Origin of the sequence: Enterobacter sp. PI-10 (genome assembly GCF_027947695.1) — a bacterium.
Taxonomy (GTDB): domain Bacteria; phylum Pseudomonadota; class Gammaproteobacteria; order Enterobacterales; family Enterobacteriaceae; genus Enterobacter; species Enterobacter vonholyi.
Genome location: NZ_JAJNOG010000010.1, coordinates 67,498 through 81,738, shown reverse-complemented (window position 1 = coordinate 81,738; position 14,241 = coordinate 67,498). Strand labels below are relative to the sequence as shown.

The 14,241-nt window shown below is 58.6% G+C and carries 16 protein-coding genes; 15 read left to right on the top strand and 1 reads right to left on the bottom strand.

Going from position 1 to position 14,241, the window contains the following annotated elements; all coding sequences use genetic code 11:
- Position 1: 1 nt before the first annotated feature.
- Positions 2 to 1,219 (bottom strand): MFS transporter, encoded by a 1,218-nt coding sequence (locus LRM19_RS18520; RefSeq protein WP_271369601.1) that lies wholly within the window; start codon positions 1,217 to 1,219, stop codon positions 2 to 4.
- A gap of 145 nt (positions 1,220 to 1,364) precedes the next feature.
- Between LRM19_RS18520 and LRM19_RS18515 the strand changes: the two genes are divergently transcribed.
- From LRM19_RS18515 to LRM19_RS18445, 15 genes are all read left to right on the top strand, one after another.
- Positions 1,365 to 2,414, top strand: coding sequence for an AI-2E family transporter (locus tag LRM19_RS18515; RefSeq protein WP_023309517.1), 1,050 nt, complete (start codon positions 1,365 to 1,367; stop codon positions 2,412 to 2,414).
- 335 nt (positions 2,415 to 2,749) lie between these two features.
- Positions 2,750 to 3,139 carry a hypothetical protein gene (locus tag LRM19_RS18510; protein WP_111963747.1) on the top strand — a complete coding sequence of 130 codons (390 nt, stop codon included), beginning with the start codon at positions 2,750 to 2,752 and terminating at the stop codon, positions 3,137 to 3,139.
- 69 nt (positions 3,140 to 3,208) lie between these two features.
- Positions 3,209 to 4,273 carry a methyltransferase gene (locus tag LRM19_RS18505; protein ID WP_271369600.1) on the top strand — a complete coding sequence of 355 codons (1,065 nt, stop codon included), beginning with the start codon at positions 3,209 to 3,211 and terminating at the stop codon, positions 4,271 to 4,273.
- A 67-nt stretch (positions 4,274 to 4,340) separates the two neighbouring features.
- Entirely contained in the window at positions 4,341 to 5,063 is a 723-nt protein-coding gene (locus LRM19_RS18500) for a beta-ketoacyl synthase chain length factor (protein WP_271369599.1), read from the top strand.
- Positions 5,060 to 5,875: a lysophospholipid acyltransferase family protein gene (locus LRM19_RS18495; RefSeq protein WP_111963744.1), complete on the top strand. Its 816-nt coding sequence runs from the start codon at positions 5,060 to 5,062 to the stop codon at positions 5,873 to 5,875. The genes LRM19_RS18500 and LRM19_RS18495 overlap by 4 nt, the downstream gene beginning before the upstream one ends.
- Entirely contained in the window at positions 5,856 to 6,113 is a 258-nt protein-coding gene (locus LRM19_RS18490) for a phosphopantetheine-binding protein (RefSeq protein ID WP_008503081.1), read from the top strand. Before LRM19_RS18495 ends, LRM19_RS18490 begins: the two co-directional genes overlap by 20 nt.
- A 10-nt stretch (positions 6,114 to 6,123) precedes the next feature.
- Positions 6,124 to 6,375, top strand: coding sequence for an acyl carrier protein (locus LRM19_RS18485; RefSeq protein WP_024908875.1), 252 nt, complete (start codon positions 6,124 to 6,126; stop codon positions 6,373 to 6,375).
- Positions 6,376 to 6,381: 6 nt separating this feature from the next.
- Positions 6,382 to 6,969 carry a hypothetical protein gene (locus LRM19_RS18480; RefSeq protein ID WP_271369598.1) on the top strand — a complete coding sequence of 196 codons (588 nt, stop codon included), beginning with the start codon at positions 6,382 to 6,384 and terminating at the stop codon, positions 6,967 to 6,969.
- Positions 6,962 to 8,323 carry an AMP-dependent synthetase gene (locus tag LRM19_RS18475; RefSeq protein WP_271369597.1) on the top strand — a complete coding sequence of 454 codons (1,362 nt, stop codon included), beginning with the start codon at positions 6,962 to 6,964 and terminating at the stop codon, positions 8,321 to 8,323. The genes LRM19_RS18480 and LRM19_RS18475 overlap by 8 nt, the downstream gene beginning before the upstream one ends.
- Positions 8,310 to 8,663 (top strand): ApeI family dehydratase, encoded by a 354-nt coding sequence (locus LRM19_RS18470; protein WP_111963741.1) that lies wholly within the window; start codon positions 8,310 to 8,312, stop codon positions 8,661 to 8,663. Before LRM19_RS18475 ends, LRM19_RS18470 begins: the two co-directional genes overlap by 14 nt.
- Positions 8,654 to 10,345, top strand: coding sequence for a glycosyltransferase family 2 protein (locus LRM19_RS18465; RefSeq protein ID WP_271369596.1), 1,692 nt, complete (start codon positions 8,654 to 8,656; stop codon positions 10,343 to 10,345). Before LRM19_RS18470 ends, LRM19_RS18465 begins: the two co-directional genes overlap by 10 nt.
- A gap of 3 nt (positions 10,346 to 10,348) precedes the next feature.
- Positions 10,349 to 10,771, top strand: coding sequence for an acyl-CoA thioesterase (locus tag LRM19_RS18460; protein ID WP_023309526.1), 423 nt, complete (start codon positions 10,349 to 10,351; stop codon positions 10,769 to 10,771).
- The gene (locus LRM19_RS18455) at positions 10,768 to 11,373 is read left to right on the top strand and encodes a LolA family protein (protein ID WP_115876834.1); all 606 of its coding nucleotides are present in this window, start codon (positions 10,768 to 10,770) and stop codon (positions 11,371 to 11,373) included. Before LRM19_RS18460 ends, LRM19_RS18455 begins: the two co-directional genes overlap by 4 nt.
- Positions 11,342 to 13,666 (top strand): MMPL family transporter, encoded by a 2,325-nt coding sequence (locus LRM19_RS18450; RefSeq protein WP_271369595.1) that lies wholly within the window; start codon positions 11,342 to 11,344, stop codon positions 13,664 to 13,666. The genes LRM19_RS18455 and LRM19_RS18450 overlap by 32 nt, the downstream gene beginning before the upstream one ends.
- Positions 13,663 to 14,241, top strand: a complete 579-nt coding sequence (locus LRM19_RS18445; protein ID WP_115876832.1) for a DUF3261 domain-containing protein — start codon at positions 13,663 to 13,665, stop codon at positions 14,239 to 14,241. The genes LRM19_RS18450 and LRM19_RS18445 overlap by 4 nt, the downstream gene beginning before the upstream one ends.

Below are 14,241 nucleotides of genomic sequence, written 5' to 3'. Positions count from 1 at the left end.
TTCACGACGATGACGTGGCCTCCGGTGCCTGCACCGGGGGCCATTTTTTTAGCCGCCACGTCAGCAGCAGCGCAATAACAACCAGACCCGCCGCGGCAAGATAGATCACCGGCACGCCTGCCCAGGCCATCACCAGCCCCGCCAGCGGGCCGGTAATGCCTAAAGACATATCCATGAATACCGTATAGGTCGCAAGCGCCGCCCCCTGATTCTGCTGCGGCACGGCTTTTACCGCCACCACGCCCAGCGCCGGGAAGACCAGGGAAAAGCCTGCCCCCGCGAGAAACACGCCCACTTTGGCGACCCACGGCACCATCGCAATTCCGGTCAGCAGAAGCCCGACAATCTCTATCGCAAAGCAGATCATCGCCACATTCAGCCCGCCGAGACGGTTGATGCCGTTAGGGAAAAGCAGGCGGGCACCTACAAACGCACAGCTAAACAGGGTTAACGCAAAGGCCGCGCCGTCCCAGCCTTTGGCGTCGTAGAACAGGGTGATGAAGGTTGCAATTACGCCAAAGCCGGTGGTTGCCAGCGCCAGGGCCATGCCGTACGGCCAGACGCGCCCCAGCACCGCCCGAAACGGCAGCGGCTTGCCTTTGCTGGCCTTAACTTTCGGACGCGGCAGCGCAAAGAGAATTGCCAGCAGCGCGACCGCCATAATGGTGATAGACAGCCCATACAGCCCGCCAAGCGCATAGCAGGCTACGCCGAGCGGCGCCCCGAGGGCCATTGCCCCGTAGGTGACAATCCCGTTCCAGGAGATCACCCGGCCAATGTGCGGCGCACCTACCACACCCACGCCCCACAGCGTCGAGCCGGTTCCCGCCAGGCTTTGTCCGATGCCGAGAATGACGCGGCCCAGACAGAGCAGCGCCAGGCTGACCAGCGGCCAGTGGCTGGTTGCGGCAGCCAGCAGGTAGCTCAGGCCACTGAGGAAACAGCCGCATAAACCCACCACCACAATGCTTTTTGGACCTAACAGGTCCGCGTAGCGCCCGGCATGGGGGCGACTCAGGAGCGTGGCGAAATACTGCAGGCTGATGACCAGCCCCGCCCAGAAGGCGCTGAAGCCCATCACGTCATGGACATAGCCCGGCAGGACCGCCAGCGGAAGGCCAATGGTCAGATAGCTGGCAAAGTTGAAAATCACAACGGAAACGATGCGCAGATTGAGGCGCAATCCGCTCAGTGCCGGTTCAGCGGCAGGTTCGGGCATGGGGTTTTACCTGTATTTTTTACAACCGTGTTTCACTATTACCACGGCGCAATAAGAAAATCAGCACCGACTTTCAGATTAACGGCTCCAGACGAAGCGAAGCCCGGGCACTACACTTACCGGGTCATCATATTAAGGAACACGCATGATCGCTAACCCGTCCGATAAAGCAGGACTTCACATCTTATTAAAACTCGCCTGTCTGGTGGTTATCCTTGCGGGTATTCATGCTGCCGCCGACATTATTGTTCAGCTCCTGCTGGCGCTCTTTTTTGCCATTGTGCTTAATCCTCTGGTCACCTGGTTTTTACGTCGGGGCGTCAGCCGCCCGGTAGCCATCACCATTGTGGTTATTGTTATGCTGATTGGCCTGACGGCGCTCTTCGGCGTACTGGCGGCATCGCTGAGCGAATTCTCCACCATGCTGCCGCAGTACAACAAAGAGCTGACGCGTAAAATTGTCGCGCTGCAGGAGATGGTGCCCTTCCTTAATCTGCATATCTCACCCGAACGGATGCTGCGCAGAATGGACTCCGAGAAGGTCATGACCTACGCCACCACGTTGATGACGGGGCTTTCCGGCGCGATGGCCAGCATTCTGCTGCTGGTCATGACGGTAGTGTTTATGCTGTTCGAAGTCCGCCACGTTCCCTATAAGCTGCGCTTTGCACTGAACAACCCACAAATTCACATTGCCGGATTACACCGGGCACTGAAGGGCGTCTCAAAATATCTGGCGCTGAAAACGCTTCTGAGCGTCTGGACCGGGGTCATTGTCTGGCTGGGGCTGATGCTGATGGACGTGCAGTTCGCGCTGATGTGGGGCGTGCTGGCATTTCTGCTGAACTACGTGCCGAATATTGGCGCGGTGCTTTCCGCCGTGCCGCCGATGATTCAGGCGTTTCTGTTCAACGGTTTCTACGAATGCATGCTGGTCGGCGCGCTGTTCCTCGTCGTGCATATGGTGCTTGGCAATATTCTTGAACCGCGCATGATGGGACACCGTCTGGGCATGTCGACGCTGGTGGTATTTTTATCCTTACTGATTTGGGGATGGCTGCTGGGCCCGGTCGGTATGCTGCTGTCGGTCCCCCTGACCAGCGTATGTAAAATCTGGATGGAAACCACCAAAGGCGGCAGCAAGCTGGCGATCCTGCTCGGTCCGGGGAGGCCGAAAAGCCGATTACCAGGATAACCGACCTACCTGTACAGGTAGGTTTAAACCATCAGTAATACACCGTAAATTACCGCGTCCTTAATCCGTCGCGGTATTTTATTTGCGTTAAGTCGATATTCACCCTGTTTTATTTACGTCGTGCGCATTACGCTCAAACGCAATTCATGATTTAACGCAAATTATAAAAAATGAAATGGTTACTTATTTTTCCATGTTATTATTCCCGTCTTCGCTTCAACGTAATGCAAACATTAATATTGATTAAAAATACGCCTGGCGCCAACGGAAAGCCGGATGAATATTATTTGTAAATACCACTACCTTTAATTGTTAATATTGATATGGAGTTGTTGATGAAAAAGATCGTTAAATGGTGTGCTGCTGCCGTATTCGTTGGCGCACTGGCAGGCTGTGCGCGTACCGCCCCAATCGCTCAGGTTCACTCTATTGTAAGCGCGGGTCATACTGCCGATCAGGTAAAAACGGCAATTTTGAAAGCAGGCCAAAAACGTGACTGGATCATGACGGAAGCGGGCCCGGGAATGATTAAGGGGCGTCTGCAGTCGCGCGATCACTCGGTCCAGGTGAGTATTCCGTACACGGCAACAAGCTATTCAATCAACTATGAAAACAGCCTTAATCTGAAAGCGGCAGACGGTAAAATTCACAAAAATTATAACCGCTGGGTGAATAACCTCGACCACGATATTCAGCTGAACCTCTCCGCAGGCGCCACGCTGTAATATTTTTCTAAAGTCGGGCCGCGTATGGCCCGATAACCTCTCTTTATTATCCTCAAAGGTTACGTAGTAATGTACGAAAAGGACACACTCAGCGCACTGGATGCCATTACCGAAGCGCAACGCATCGCTTTTGCCCCGATGTTATTCCAGACTGCGCTTTGTCTGCGTAACTCAGGCGTTCTCGCCTGGCTAGATAAACAAGGGAAAGAAGGTGCCAGCCTTGAGGAAATAACAGAACACAGCACGCTAGGTAGCTATGGTGTCAGCGTACTGCTGGATATGGGATTAAGCGGTCGAATCGTAACCCAACAGCAAGGACGTTATTTCCTGGCGAAAGTGGGCCATTTTTTACTGCACGACGAAATGACCCGCGTAAATATGGATTTCACCCAGGACGTTTGTTACCAGGGGCTATTTCACCTGGCGGACGCCCTGCAGGAAGAAAAACCTGCCGGATTAGCCGTGTTTGGCAACTGGCCAACCATCTACCCGGCTTTATCCCAATTACCTGCTCCGACGAAGGATAGCTGGTTCGCCTTTGATCATTACTATTCTGACGCCGCTTTTGACGCGGCTTTGCCATATATATTCGCAAGCTCGCCGACAAAATTGTACGATGTGGGCGGAAATACGGGTAAATGGTCGTTACGCTGCTGCCGCTATGACGAAAATGTTGCCGTGACGATCCTCGATCTGCCGCAGCAGATAGCGCTGGCGCAGGAAAACATCGCAAAAGCAGGTTTTTCTCATCGTATTGCATTCCATGCTGTCGATATGCTTAGCCCAGCAACATTGCCGGGTGACGCCGACGTCTGGTGGATGAGCCAGTTCCTGGATTGTTTCTCTCCGGATCAGATTGTCGCCATGCTGACGCGCGTCGCACAGGCCATGAAGCCAGGCGCACGTTTGTGCATCATGGAGCTTTTCTGGGATGCTCAGAAATTTGAAGCAGCCTCTTTCAGCCTGAATGCCACCTCGCTCTATTTCACCTGTATGGCGAATGGCAATAGTCGGTTTTACAGCGTAGAAAAGTTTTATCGCTACCTGGAGAGCGCAGGTTTCAGCGTTGAACAGCGGCTGGACAATCTTGGGGTCGGTCATACCCTGCTGATATGCACCAAACGTGAACAATAGAGCAGCTTAGCTGCCCGGGTGGCCTAGTCTGCCTTTTGAATACGGTTTTTTTCGCGGACGCGCGTAGATGAAATTTTCAGTGAACATTATCGACTGGCAGGCCAGAGCGCCAGGACTCAGCGATGCCACAGAGTGGCAGGCGTGGTCTCGCCTGCAGCTGGCCGTCGATCCAGCTGCCCCGCTTCCCCGGTTGACCGCTTTACCTATGATGACCGCGCGCCGCCTCAATTCAGGCAGTAAGCTGGCAGTGGATATTGGTCTTGCCATGCTGCAAAACCACGCCATTGATGCCGTCGTCTATTCCAGCCGCCACGGCGAGCTGGAGCGCAACTACCGTATTCTGCATGCTCTGGCAACCGGCCAGTCCGTATCGCCCACCGACTTCGCCATGTCCGTGCACAACTCGGCGGTGGGCAATCTCACGATTACCGCACGCCAGCCCATCGTCTCGTCATCCATTTCTGCCGGGCTGGACACCTTCCAGCAGGCTTTATGTGAAGTGCTAAGCCTGCTGCATGCCGGCTACTCCCGCGTCTTGCTGGTCGATTTTGACGGCGCGCTGCCGGAATTTTACCATCCGGCGTTACCGCAGCAGATGCCCACCTGGCCCTACGCGCTGGCGCTGGTCATTGAATCCGGCCAGGAATTGCAGTGTGAAACCCACAGCGGCAGCACGGGTGAAGAACCCGCCCTGCCGCAAAGCCTGATGTTCCTGCAGCGCTATCTCAGCGAGGAACGTCAGTTTGTAGTGCCCGGCGAACGTTTGCTGTGGCAATGGACGCGCGCATGAACCACCTGGCTGCCCGTATCAACTGGTTATGGCGTCTGGTGATGACCGGATTCTGCTTCGCGCTGTTTGGCGTGGGCGGACTGCTGCTGTCGCTGGTCTGGTTCAACCTGCTGCTGATCGTCCAGCGCGACCGCGCCAACCGTCGACGTCTGGCGCGTCGCAGCATTGCGGCCAGCTTCCGTTTCTTCCTGACCGTTGCGCGCGGACTCGGGGTACTGGACTATCGCATTCGCAATCTTGACGCGCTGCGCAGCGATCGGGGTTGTCTGGTGGTAGCTAACCACCCCACGTTAATTGACTACGTGATTCTGGCGTCGGTGATGCCAGAAACCGACTGTCTGGTGAAGAGCGCGCTGCTGCGTAATCCCTTTGTCAGCGGCGTCATCCGCGCGGCGGATTACCTGATTAACAGCGAAGCCGAGCCCCTGCTCGCGGCCAGCCAGCAGCGTCTGGCTCAGGGCGACACGCTTTTGATCTTCCCGGAAGGCACGCGAACCCGGTTTGGCGAGGCTATCTCCCTCCAGCGCGGCGCGGCTAATATCGCCGTGCGCTGTAACAGCGATCTGCGGGTGGTGCTGATCCACTGTAGCGAACATCTGCTGGATAAAAAAAGTCACTGGTATGATGTACCGCCAGAAAAACCTGTTTTCACCGTGGATGTCCGCGACCGCGTGAACATCGACGAATTTTACGATGCAAATGAACAAGAACCGGCGCTGGCGGCAAGGCAGTTAAACCGGCATCTGGAGCATCGATTAACATCAGGCCTTCAATCTTTGTCAGGAATTAATGATGCAAGCGCTTTATCTTGAAATTAAGAATCTCATTATCACCACGCTGAATCTGGACGAGCTTACCGCAGAGGATATTGATACCGATGCCGCGCTGTTTGGCGATGGGCTGGGTCTGGACTCCATTGACGCGCTGGAACTGGGTCTGGCCGTGAAAAACCAGTATGGCGTGGTGCTTTCTGCCGAAAGCGAAGAGATGCGCCAGCACTTCTTTTCCGTCGCCACGCTGGCGTCCTTTATCAACGCTCAACGCGCCTGAGATGTGAACGATGACTGAACAAGAAACCATTTATCAGGAAGTCTGCGGCCTTCTGACCAAGCTCTTTGAAATCGACCCGCAGGACATTACGCCCGAAGCCCGTCTTTATGAAGACCTGGAGCTGGACAGCATTGACGCGGTGGACATGATCGTTCATCTGCAGAAGAAAACCGGTAAGAAAATCAAGCCGGAAACCTTCAAATCTGTTCGTACCGTTCAGGATGTGGTAGACGCCGTCGAACAGCTTCTGCGCGAAGAGTAAGACGTCGTGCGTGGTGGACGGACGTTCCCGGTCATCCCACTGCTGACGGGTCTGATGCTGCTGGCGTGGCCTTTTCTGATTGGATTTGGGCTGACGCACAACAGCCTGCAGTGGCTGTTACCGGTGATGGCGCTGATGTTGCTGCTGCGGCTGCGTCAGGCACAGCGGAACCGTGGCCCGATGAGGTATGTGGTGCAGTGCGTGGCGCTCGCGGGCATTGCGCTCTGCGCGGCAAGCTACCTGCTGAAAGCCCACCAGTGGCTGCTGCTCTACCCGGTGGTCGTCAACCTTGTCATGCTAGCCGTGTTTGGCGGTTCGCTGTGGACAGCGATGCCGCTTGTCGAACGGCTGGCGCGCTTGCGCGAGCCGGATTTGCCCCCGGAAGGCGTGCGCTATACCCGCAGGGTGACCCTCGTCTGGTGCGGCTTTTTCATCGGAAACGGCGCGATGGCGCTGTTCACCGTTCTCCACGGCGACCTGCATCTGTGGACGCTGTGGAACGGTATGGTGGCTTATATCCTGATGGGAACGCTGATGGCGACCGAGTGGCTGGTCCGCCAGCGGGTGATAAAAAAAGAGATGCACAATGACTAATCCCCTTCCGCTGGGCCAGTGGTTAAACGCCCCGCGCCCTGACGATATGCCCGTTGCCTGGCTTGACGATCGTACCTGGACGCTGGGCCAGCTGCGCCACGACGTGACCTTGCTGGTCGACACCCTGCGTCAGCAGGAAGGCGAGCGCTGGGCGCTGTGCTTTGAAAACAGCTATCTGTTTATCGTTGCGCTGCTGGCCTCGCTGCATGCCGGTAAAACGCCGGTCATTCCCGGCCATAGCCGCGTCTCGCAGCTCGAAGAACAGCAGTCGTTGTTTAGCGGCGTCCTGAGCGACAGGACTCTCGATTTCCATGGCAAGCTGATTGTGGTGGCCTCCAGCCATCAGACTGCTCGCCACTGGACGCCCCTGCCGGACATTGACGAAAGCCGCTTTGTTGAACTGTTCACCTCCGGCTCCACGGGCACCCCGCGCCGGGTGGTTAAGCACATCGTCAGTCTGGATCGCGAAGCCCGCCTGCTGGCTAACCGCTTTGGTGAGCGTCTGGCCGGATGCAGCATTGTGGCCTCGGTCGTACCGCAACACCTGTATGGCCTGACATTCCGTATCGTCTTGCCGATGGCGCTGGGCCTGCCGCTGCATGCCGCGATGCTCTATTACGCAGAACAACTGGCCGCCCTGCCTCCTGACAGGCATTACCTGTTCATCAGCAGCCCGGCGTTCCTGAAGCGCCTGGATACGGAACTTCCCGCGCCGCCCGTCAGAATGCTGATTTCAGCAGGTGGAATGCTGCCCTGGTGCGACGTATCCACCACCGCTGGCTGGCTTAACGTCTGGCCGGATGAAATTTATGGCAGTACCGAAACCGGGATCCTCGCCTGGCGCCATCGCCAGCAGGATAACGTCCCGTGGCAACCCTTCCCCGGCGTTATCTTCCAGCAGGAAGATGACGCCTGTCGCGTCACGTCGCCACTGATCCACGAGGCTGAAGGACTCCAGCTGGACGATATCCTCCACTTCGACAGCGAGGGGCTTTTCAGCATCGCCGGGCGTCGCGGGCGGGTGGTCAAAATTGAAGAAAAGCGCATCTCGCTTAACGAGATCGAACGTCGCCTGCTGGAGCTTGACGGCATTTGCGAAGCGGCGGCCCTGCCGGTCACGCGCGGGGGCCGTCAGGGGATTGGCGCCCTGCTGGTTCTGGACGAAGCGGTTCGCCAGCGCGGGTATATGCAGGATAAAAAAGCGCAGGAGTTCGCCTGGCGTCGCGCCCTGCTGCCGTGGCTTGAGCCGGTCGCCGTTCCACGCTACTGGCGTATTGTCGATGAAATGCCGGTAAACAGTATGAACAAGCGTGTCTATGCGCAGTTAGAGGAGTTATTTCATGAAAATTCATGAAATTGAGCGCCACCAGACACAGCCGGAGAAGCTGGAGATCGTTTTGCATCTCGACGCGGCGCTGTTCTGGTTTCAGGGCCATTTTGCCGTACAGCCGCTGCTGCCCGGCGTTGCGCAGCTTGACTGGGTGATGCACTACGCCACGACGTTACTGGCACCGGGCTACCGCTTTCACAGCATTCAAAACGTGAAGTTCCAGGCACCTCTGCTGCCGGAAACCACGGTGACGCTGATGCTTGAGTGGCATGCTGAACGTCAGATGCTGACCTTCAGCTACCAGCGTCACGCAGGGGCTGAGCGCCATACCGCCAGCAGCGGGAAAATTCGGCTATGTCAGTAACCTTCCGCCCCTGCGTGCTGATCCCGTGCTACAACCACGGCGCCATGATCGCCAGCGTGCTCTCACGTCTCGCGCCGTTCGGCCTGCCGTGCCTGGTGGTGGATGACGGCAGCGACGCAGTCACCCGTCAGGAGCTTGAGCGCCTGGCGGCTGAGCAGCCGCAGATGACGCTGGTCCGTCTGGCGCAAAACGCCGGAAAAGGTGCCGCGGTCATCAGGGGGCTGGAAGAGTGCGCGCGCGCGGGCTATACCCACGCCGTGCAGGTGGACGCGGACGGCCAACACGCCATCGAAGATATCCCCAAACTGCTGGCGCTGGCGGAGCGCCACCCGGACGCGCTGATTTCCGGCCAGCCCATTTACGATGATTCCATTCCGCGCTCGCGACTCTACGGGCGCTGGATAACACACGTCTGGGTCTGGATTGAGACCTTATCCCTGCAGCTTAAAGACAGCATGTGCGGCTTTCGGGTCTACCCGGTCTCGCCCACGCTGCGGCTGGCAGCGCGTGAAACGCTCGGTAAACGGATGGACTTTGACACCGAAGTGATGGTCCGTCTTTACTGGCAGGGCAACACCAGCGTCTTTTTGCCCACCCGCGTCACCTACCCGCAGGACGGCTTGTCCCACTTCGATGCGTTAAAAGATAACGTGCGGATCTCCCTGATGCATACCCGACTCTTCTTCGGCATGCTGCCCCGCATGCCCGGCCTGCTTTTCCGTCGACGCCGCCAGCACTGGGCGCAGCAGGACGAGGTCAAGGGTCTGTGGGGGATGCGCCTGATGCTGCGCGTCTGGAAACTGCTGGGTCGGCGGGCCTTTACCGTGCTGATGTGGCCGGTGATCGGCGTGTACTGGCTTATAGCACGTCCTGCACGGCAGGCCTCGCGGCAGTGGATTGGAAGGGTCAAGCAAGAACTGCATAAGCGGAACATGCCCGTTCCCTCACGGCTCAACAGCTTTTTCCATTTTATGCGCTTCGGCAACGCGATGCTGGATAAGGTCGCCAGCTGGCGCGGCGAGCTGAAGTTTGATCGCGACGTGGTTTTTGCCGCCGGCGCGAGCGAAACGCTTAATATTGCGGCGCCACAGGGCAAGCTGCTGCTGGCCTCGCATCTTGGCGACGTAGAAGCCTGCCGGGCCCTGGCCCAGCTGGACGGCAGCAAAATTATCACCGCCCTGGTCTTCAGCGAGAACGCCCAGCGCTTTAAGCAAATCATGAGCGAAATGGCGCCCGAGGCCAGCGTGAATTTGATGTCTGTCACCGACATCGGCCCGGACACCGCGATCGTCATCAAAGAGAAGCTTGAGCGGGGAGAATGGGTCGCGATTGTGGGCGATCGCATCGCGGTGAATCCGCAGCGTGGCGGCGAGTGGCGGGTGATCTGGAGTACGTTTATGGGGCAGCCAGCGCCGTTCCCACAGGGGCCGTTTATCCTGGCCTCCATCCTGCGCTGCTCAGTGGTGCTGATTTTTGCCCTGCGCCAGCAGGGTAAGCTCGTCCTGCACTGTGAACCATTTGCAGATCCGCTGCACCTGCCGCGCGGTGAACGCCAGCAGGCGCTGCAGAATACCGTCGATCGCTACGCGCAGCGGCTGGAGCATTACGCCCTCATGTCGCCGCTCGACTGGTTTAATTTTTTCGATTTCTGGCATCTGCCAGAGTCCAGTGAAAAGGAGTAAAGGGTGCTGACCGATCCCCGCTTTACGACTGAAGTCGAGATCACCGTTCCGTTCCACGACGTCGATATGATGGGCGTGGTCTGGCACGGTAACTATTTCCGCTACTTTGAGATCGCCCGCGAGGCGCTGCTCAATCAGTTTGACTATGGCTATCGCCAGATGAAGGCCTCCGGCTACGTCTGGCCCGTCGTCGACACGCGGGTGAAATACCGCGATGCGGTGACCTTTGAGCAGCGTATTCGCGTCCGCGCGCACGTTGAAGAGTATGAAAATCGCCTGCGCATTGCCTATCAAATTTTCGATGCGCAGACCGGCAAACGCACGACCACCGGGTACACCATCCAGGTGGCGGTGGAAGAAGCCACCCGCGAAATGTGCTTTGTGAGCCCGGCAATACTGTTTGAACGTATGGGAGTAACACCATGAAATGGTTGCCTTTACTGGCGCTAATCCTCAGCCCGCTGGTCAGCGCCGTGACGCTGGATGAGCTGCAGCAGCGCTTCACCGAGCAGCCCGTGGTGCGCGCGCACTTCGAACAGGTTCGCACCATAAAAGATATGCCGCAGCCGCTGCGCTCGCAGGGCGAAATGCTGATCGCCCGCGACAGCGGCCTGCTGTGGGATCAAAAAGCGCCGTTTCCGATGACGCTGCTGCTGGACGACAAGCGGATGGTTCAGGCAATCAACGGCCAGCCGCCGCAGACCATCACTGCCGACAATAATCCGCAGATGTTCCAGTTCAATCATCTTCTGCGCGCCCTGTTCCAGGCCGACCGCAAGGTGCTGGAAGAGAACTTCCGCATTGATTTTAAAGACCTGGGAGCGGGCCGCTGGTCGCTGGTGCTTACGCCAAAAACGACGCCGCTGGACAAGATTTTCGCCACCCTCGATCTGGGCGGCGCGACCTATCTGGAGACGATTCGACTCAACGACAAACAGGGCGACCGTACCGATATCGCCCTTTCACGCCACCAACTGACGCCCGCCAGCCTGACCGATGACGAACGCCAACGCTTTGCCGCACCGTAAATCCCTGCGCCCGGCGCTGCTGTGGGCCACGCTATGCCTGATTCTGATGGGCGTGCTGCTGTCGCTGCTGCCCGGCGCGCGTCTGAACAGCAGCGTGCTGGCCATGCTGCCGAAGCAGACGCTGGGGGCGATCCCGCCGGCGCTCAACGACGGGTTTATGCAGCGTCTCGACCGCCAGCTGGTCTGGCTGGTCAGCCCCGGCAAAGAGCCCGATCCGCGCGTGTCGCAGCAGTGGCTGGCGCTGCTGCAAAGCACTGATTCGCTTAGCGAGGTCAAAGGCCCGATGGACGCCGCCGGGCAAAAGGCCTGGGGAGAGTTCTTCTGGCAGCACCGAAATGGCCTGATCGATCCCGCCACCCGCGCCCGCCTGCAAAACGGCGGAGAAGCGCAGGCGCAGTGGATTTTATCTCAGCTTTATTCGGCCTTTTCCGGCGTCAGCGGCAAAGAGCTGCAAAACGATCCCCTGATGCTGATGCGCGGCTCGCAGCTCGCTCTTGCGCAAAACGGCCAGAAGCTACGGCTGATGGACGGCTGGCTGGTCACAAAAGATGAGGCGGGAAACTACTGGTATCTTCTGCACGGAGAGCTGGCGGGCTCGTCATTTGATATGCAGCAGACCCACCGGCTCGTGACGACGCTTAACGCGCTGCAGGAGACGCTCAAAGCCCGTTACCCGCAGGCACAGCTGCTTTCCCGCGGGACGGTGTTTTACAGCGATTACGCCAGCCAGCAGGCCAAACGCGACGTCTCAACGCTGGGCATCGCCACCCTGCTTGGCGTGTTCCTGCTCATCGTGGCGGTGTTCCGCTCTTTGCGTCCGCTGCTGCTGAGCGTGCTCTCGATTGCCATCGGCGCGCTGGCGGGCACGGTGGTGACGCTGCTGCTCTTTGGCGAGCTGCATCTGATGACACTGGTGATGAGCATGAGCATCATCGGTATTTCGGCCGACTACACGCTCTACTACCTGACCGAACGGATGGTGCACGGCGCGGAGCTTTCCCCCTGGCAAAGCCTGGACAAAGTTCGCAATGCGCTGCTGATGGCGCTGCTGACGACGGTCGCCGCCTACCTGATTATGATGCTGGCCCCCTTCCCCGGGATCCGCCAGATGGCGGTGTTCGCCGCCGTGGGGCTGAGCGCCTCCTGCCTGACGGTGATTTTCTGGCATCCGTGGCTGTGCCGCGGGTTACCGGTGCGCCCGGTTCCATTTATGGTCCTGATGCTGCGCTGGCTGGCCGCCTGGCGGCGCAGTAAAAAATTGTCCGTTGGTTTGCCCGTCGCGCTGGCGCTGCTCTCCGCCGTGGGGATGAGTACGCTGAGGGTGGACGACGACATCGCCCAGCTGCAGGCGCTGCCGAAAGATATTCTGGCCCAGGAGAAGGCCATTACCGCCCTGACCGGACAGAGCGTCGATCAGAAATGGTTTGTGGTTCACGGCGCCTCGCCTCAGCAAACGCTGGAGCGGCTGGAAGCCTTTACCCCGGCGCTGGCGGAGGCGCAAAAAGCGGGAGAGATTGTCCGCTGGCGCACCCTGCCGCTGAACTCGCTGGCCCGCCAGAAAAGCGATCTTACGCTTCTACAGAACGCCGCGCCTGCGGTAATGAACGTGCTGAAAAACGCCGGGCTCAACGCCGTCTCCCCGAATCTCGACGCCATGCCGGTCAGCGTGGACGCGTGGCTTAAAAGCCCGGCGAGCGAAGGCTGGCGTCTGCTCTGGCTGACCCTGCCCGACGGGGAAAGCGGCGTGCTCGTGCCGGTGGACGGTGCGAAAAACAGCGCTTACCTCGGTGAGCTAGCCGCGCGCCATGACGGCGTCGTCTGGGTCGATCGCAAAGCCAGCTTTGACAGCCTGTTTGCCCTCTATCGCACGCTGCTGACGGGGCTACTGTTTGCGGCGCTGGCGGTGATTGCCTGCGGGGCGATGCTGCGCCTCGGCTGGCGTAAAGGGCTGATAAGCCTGGTGCCGTCCTTGCTGTCGCTGACCTGCGGGCTGTCGGTCCTGGCCGCAACGGGCCACCCGGTGAATCTGTTTTCACTTCTGGCGCTGGTACTGGTGCTCGGCATTGGCATTAACTACACGCTGTTTTTCAGCAACCCGCGCGGTACGCCGCTGACCTCCATGCTGGCGATTACGCTGGCCATGATGACCACGCTGCTGACGCTGGGCATGCTCGTCTTTAGCGCCACCCAGGCCATCAGCAGCTTTGGTATCGTGCTGGTGAGCGGTATTTTTACCGCCTTCCTGCTGGCGCCGCTGGCGATGCCGGATAAGAAAGAGAGAAAACGTAAATGAACGCTTTTTACCGCGCCGTCGCGCTAACCGCAGCGCTGCTGCTGGCGGGCTGCAGCCATTCGACCGATACCAAAGAGACGCGTCCCCAGGCCTGGCTCCAGCCGGGAACCAGAGTGACGCTGCCGCCGCCCGGCATCAGCCCGGCGGTAAGCTCCCAGCAGCTGCTGACCGGCAGCTTTAACGGACAAACGCAATCTCTGCTGGTGATGCTCAACGCGGATGCGCATAAGGTGACGCTGGCCGGGCTCTCTTCCGTGGGCATTCGTCTGTTCCTGGCGACGTACGATGAGACCGGTATTCATACCGAACAGTCGATCGTTGTGCCGCAGCTGCCGCCCGCCAGCCAGGTGCTGGCGGACGTGATGCTAAGCCACTGGCCAATTAGCGCCTGGCAGCCGCAGTTGCCGAAGGGCTGGACGCTAACGGACAATGGCGATCGACGCGAGCTGCGTAACGCCAGCGGCAAGCTGGTGACGGAGATTGTCTACCTGCAGCGTAAAGGCAAGCGCGAGCCGATCAGCATCGAGCAACACGTATTCAAATACCACATCACCATTCAATATCTGGGTGACTGA

Bases quoted from the DNA above. Each gene is read 5' to 3' on its own strand.
- LRM19_RS18505 (WP_271369600.1), top strand. From the start codon at position 3,209: ATGTACGAAAAGGACACACTCAGCGCACTGGATGCCATTACCGAAGCG.
- LRM19_RS18510 (WP_111963747.1), top strand. From the start codon at position 2,750: ATGAAAAAGATCGTTAAATGGTGTGCTGCTGCCGTATTCGTTGGCGCA.
- LRM19_RS18455 (WP_115876834.1), top strand. From the start codon at position 10,768: ATGAAATGGTTGCCTTTACTGGCGCTAATCCTCAGCCCGCTGGTCAGC.
- LRM19_RS18485 (WP_024908875.1), top strand. From the start codon at position 6,124: ATGACTGAACAAGAAACCATTTATCAGGAAGTCTGCGGCCTTCTGACC.
- LRM19_RS18490 (WP_008503081.1), top strand. From the start codon at position 5,856: ATGCAAGCGCTTTATCTTGAAATTAAGAATCTCATTATCACCACGCTG.
- LRM19_RS18465 (WP_271369596.1), top strand. From the start codon at position 8,654: ATGTCAGTAACCTTCCGCCCCTGCGTGCTGATCCCGTGCTACAACCAC.
- LRM19_RS18450 (WP_271369595.1), top strand. From the start codon at position 11,342: ATGACGAACGCCAACGCTTTGCCGCACCGTAAATCCCTGCGCCCGGCG.
- LRM19_RS18495 (WP_111963744.1), top strand. From the start codon at position 5,060: ATGAACCACCTGGCTGCCCGTATCAACTGGTTATGGCGTCTGGTGATG.
- LRM19_RS18445 (WP_115876832.1), top strand. From the start codon at position 13,663: ATGAACGCTTTTTACCGCGCCGTCGCGCTAACCGCAGCGCTGCTGCTG.
- LRM19_RS18515 (WP_023309517.1), top strand. From the start codon at position 1,365: ATGATCGCTAACCCGTCCGATAAAGCAGGACTTCACATCTTATTAAAA.
- LRM19_RS18475 (WP_271369597.1), top strand. From the start codon at position 6,962: ATGACTAATCCCCTTCCGCTGGGCCAGTGGTTAAACGCCCCGCGCCCT.
- LRM19_RS18470 (WP_111963741.1), top strand. From the start codon at position 8,310: ATGAAAATTCATGAAATTGAGCGCCACCAGACACAGCCGGAGAAGCTG.
- LRM19_RS18500 (WP_271369599.1), top strand. From the start codon at position 4,341: ATGAAATTTTCAGTGAACATTATCGACTGGCAGGCCAGAGCGCCAGGA.
- LRM19_RS18520 (WP_271369601.1), bottom strand. From the start codon at position 1,219: ATGCCCGAACCTGCCGCTGAACCGGCACTGAGCGGATTGCGCCTCAAT.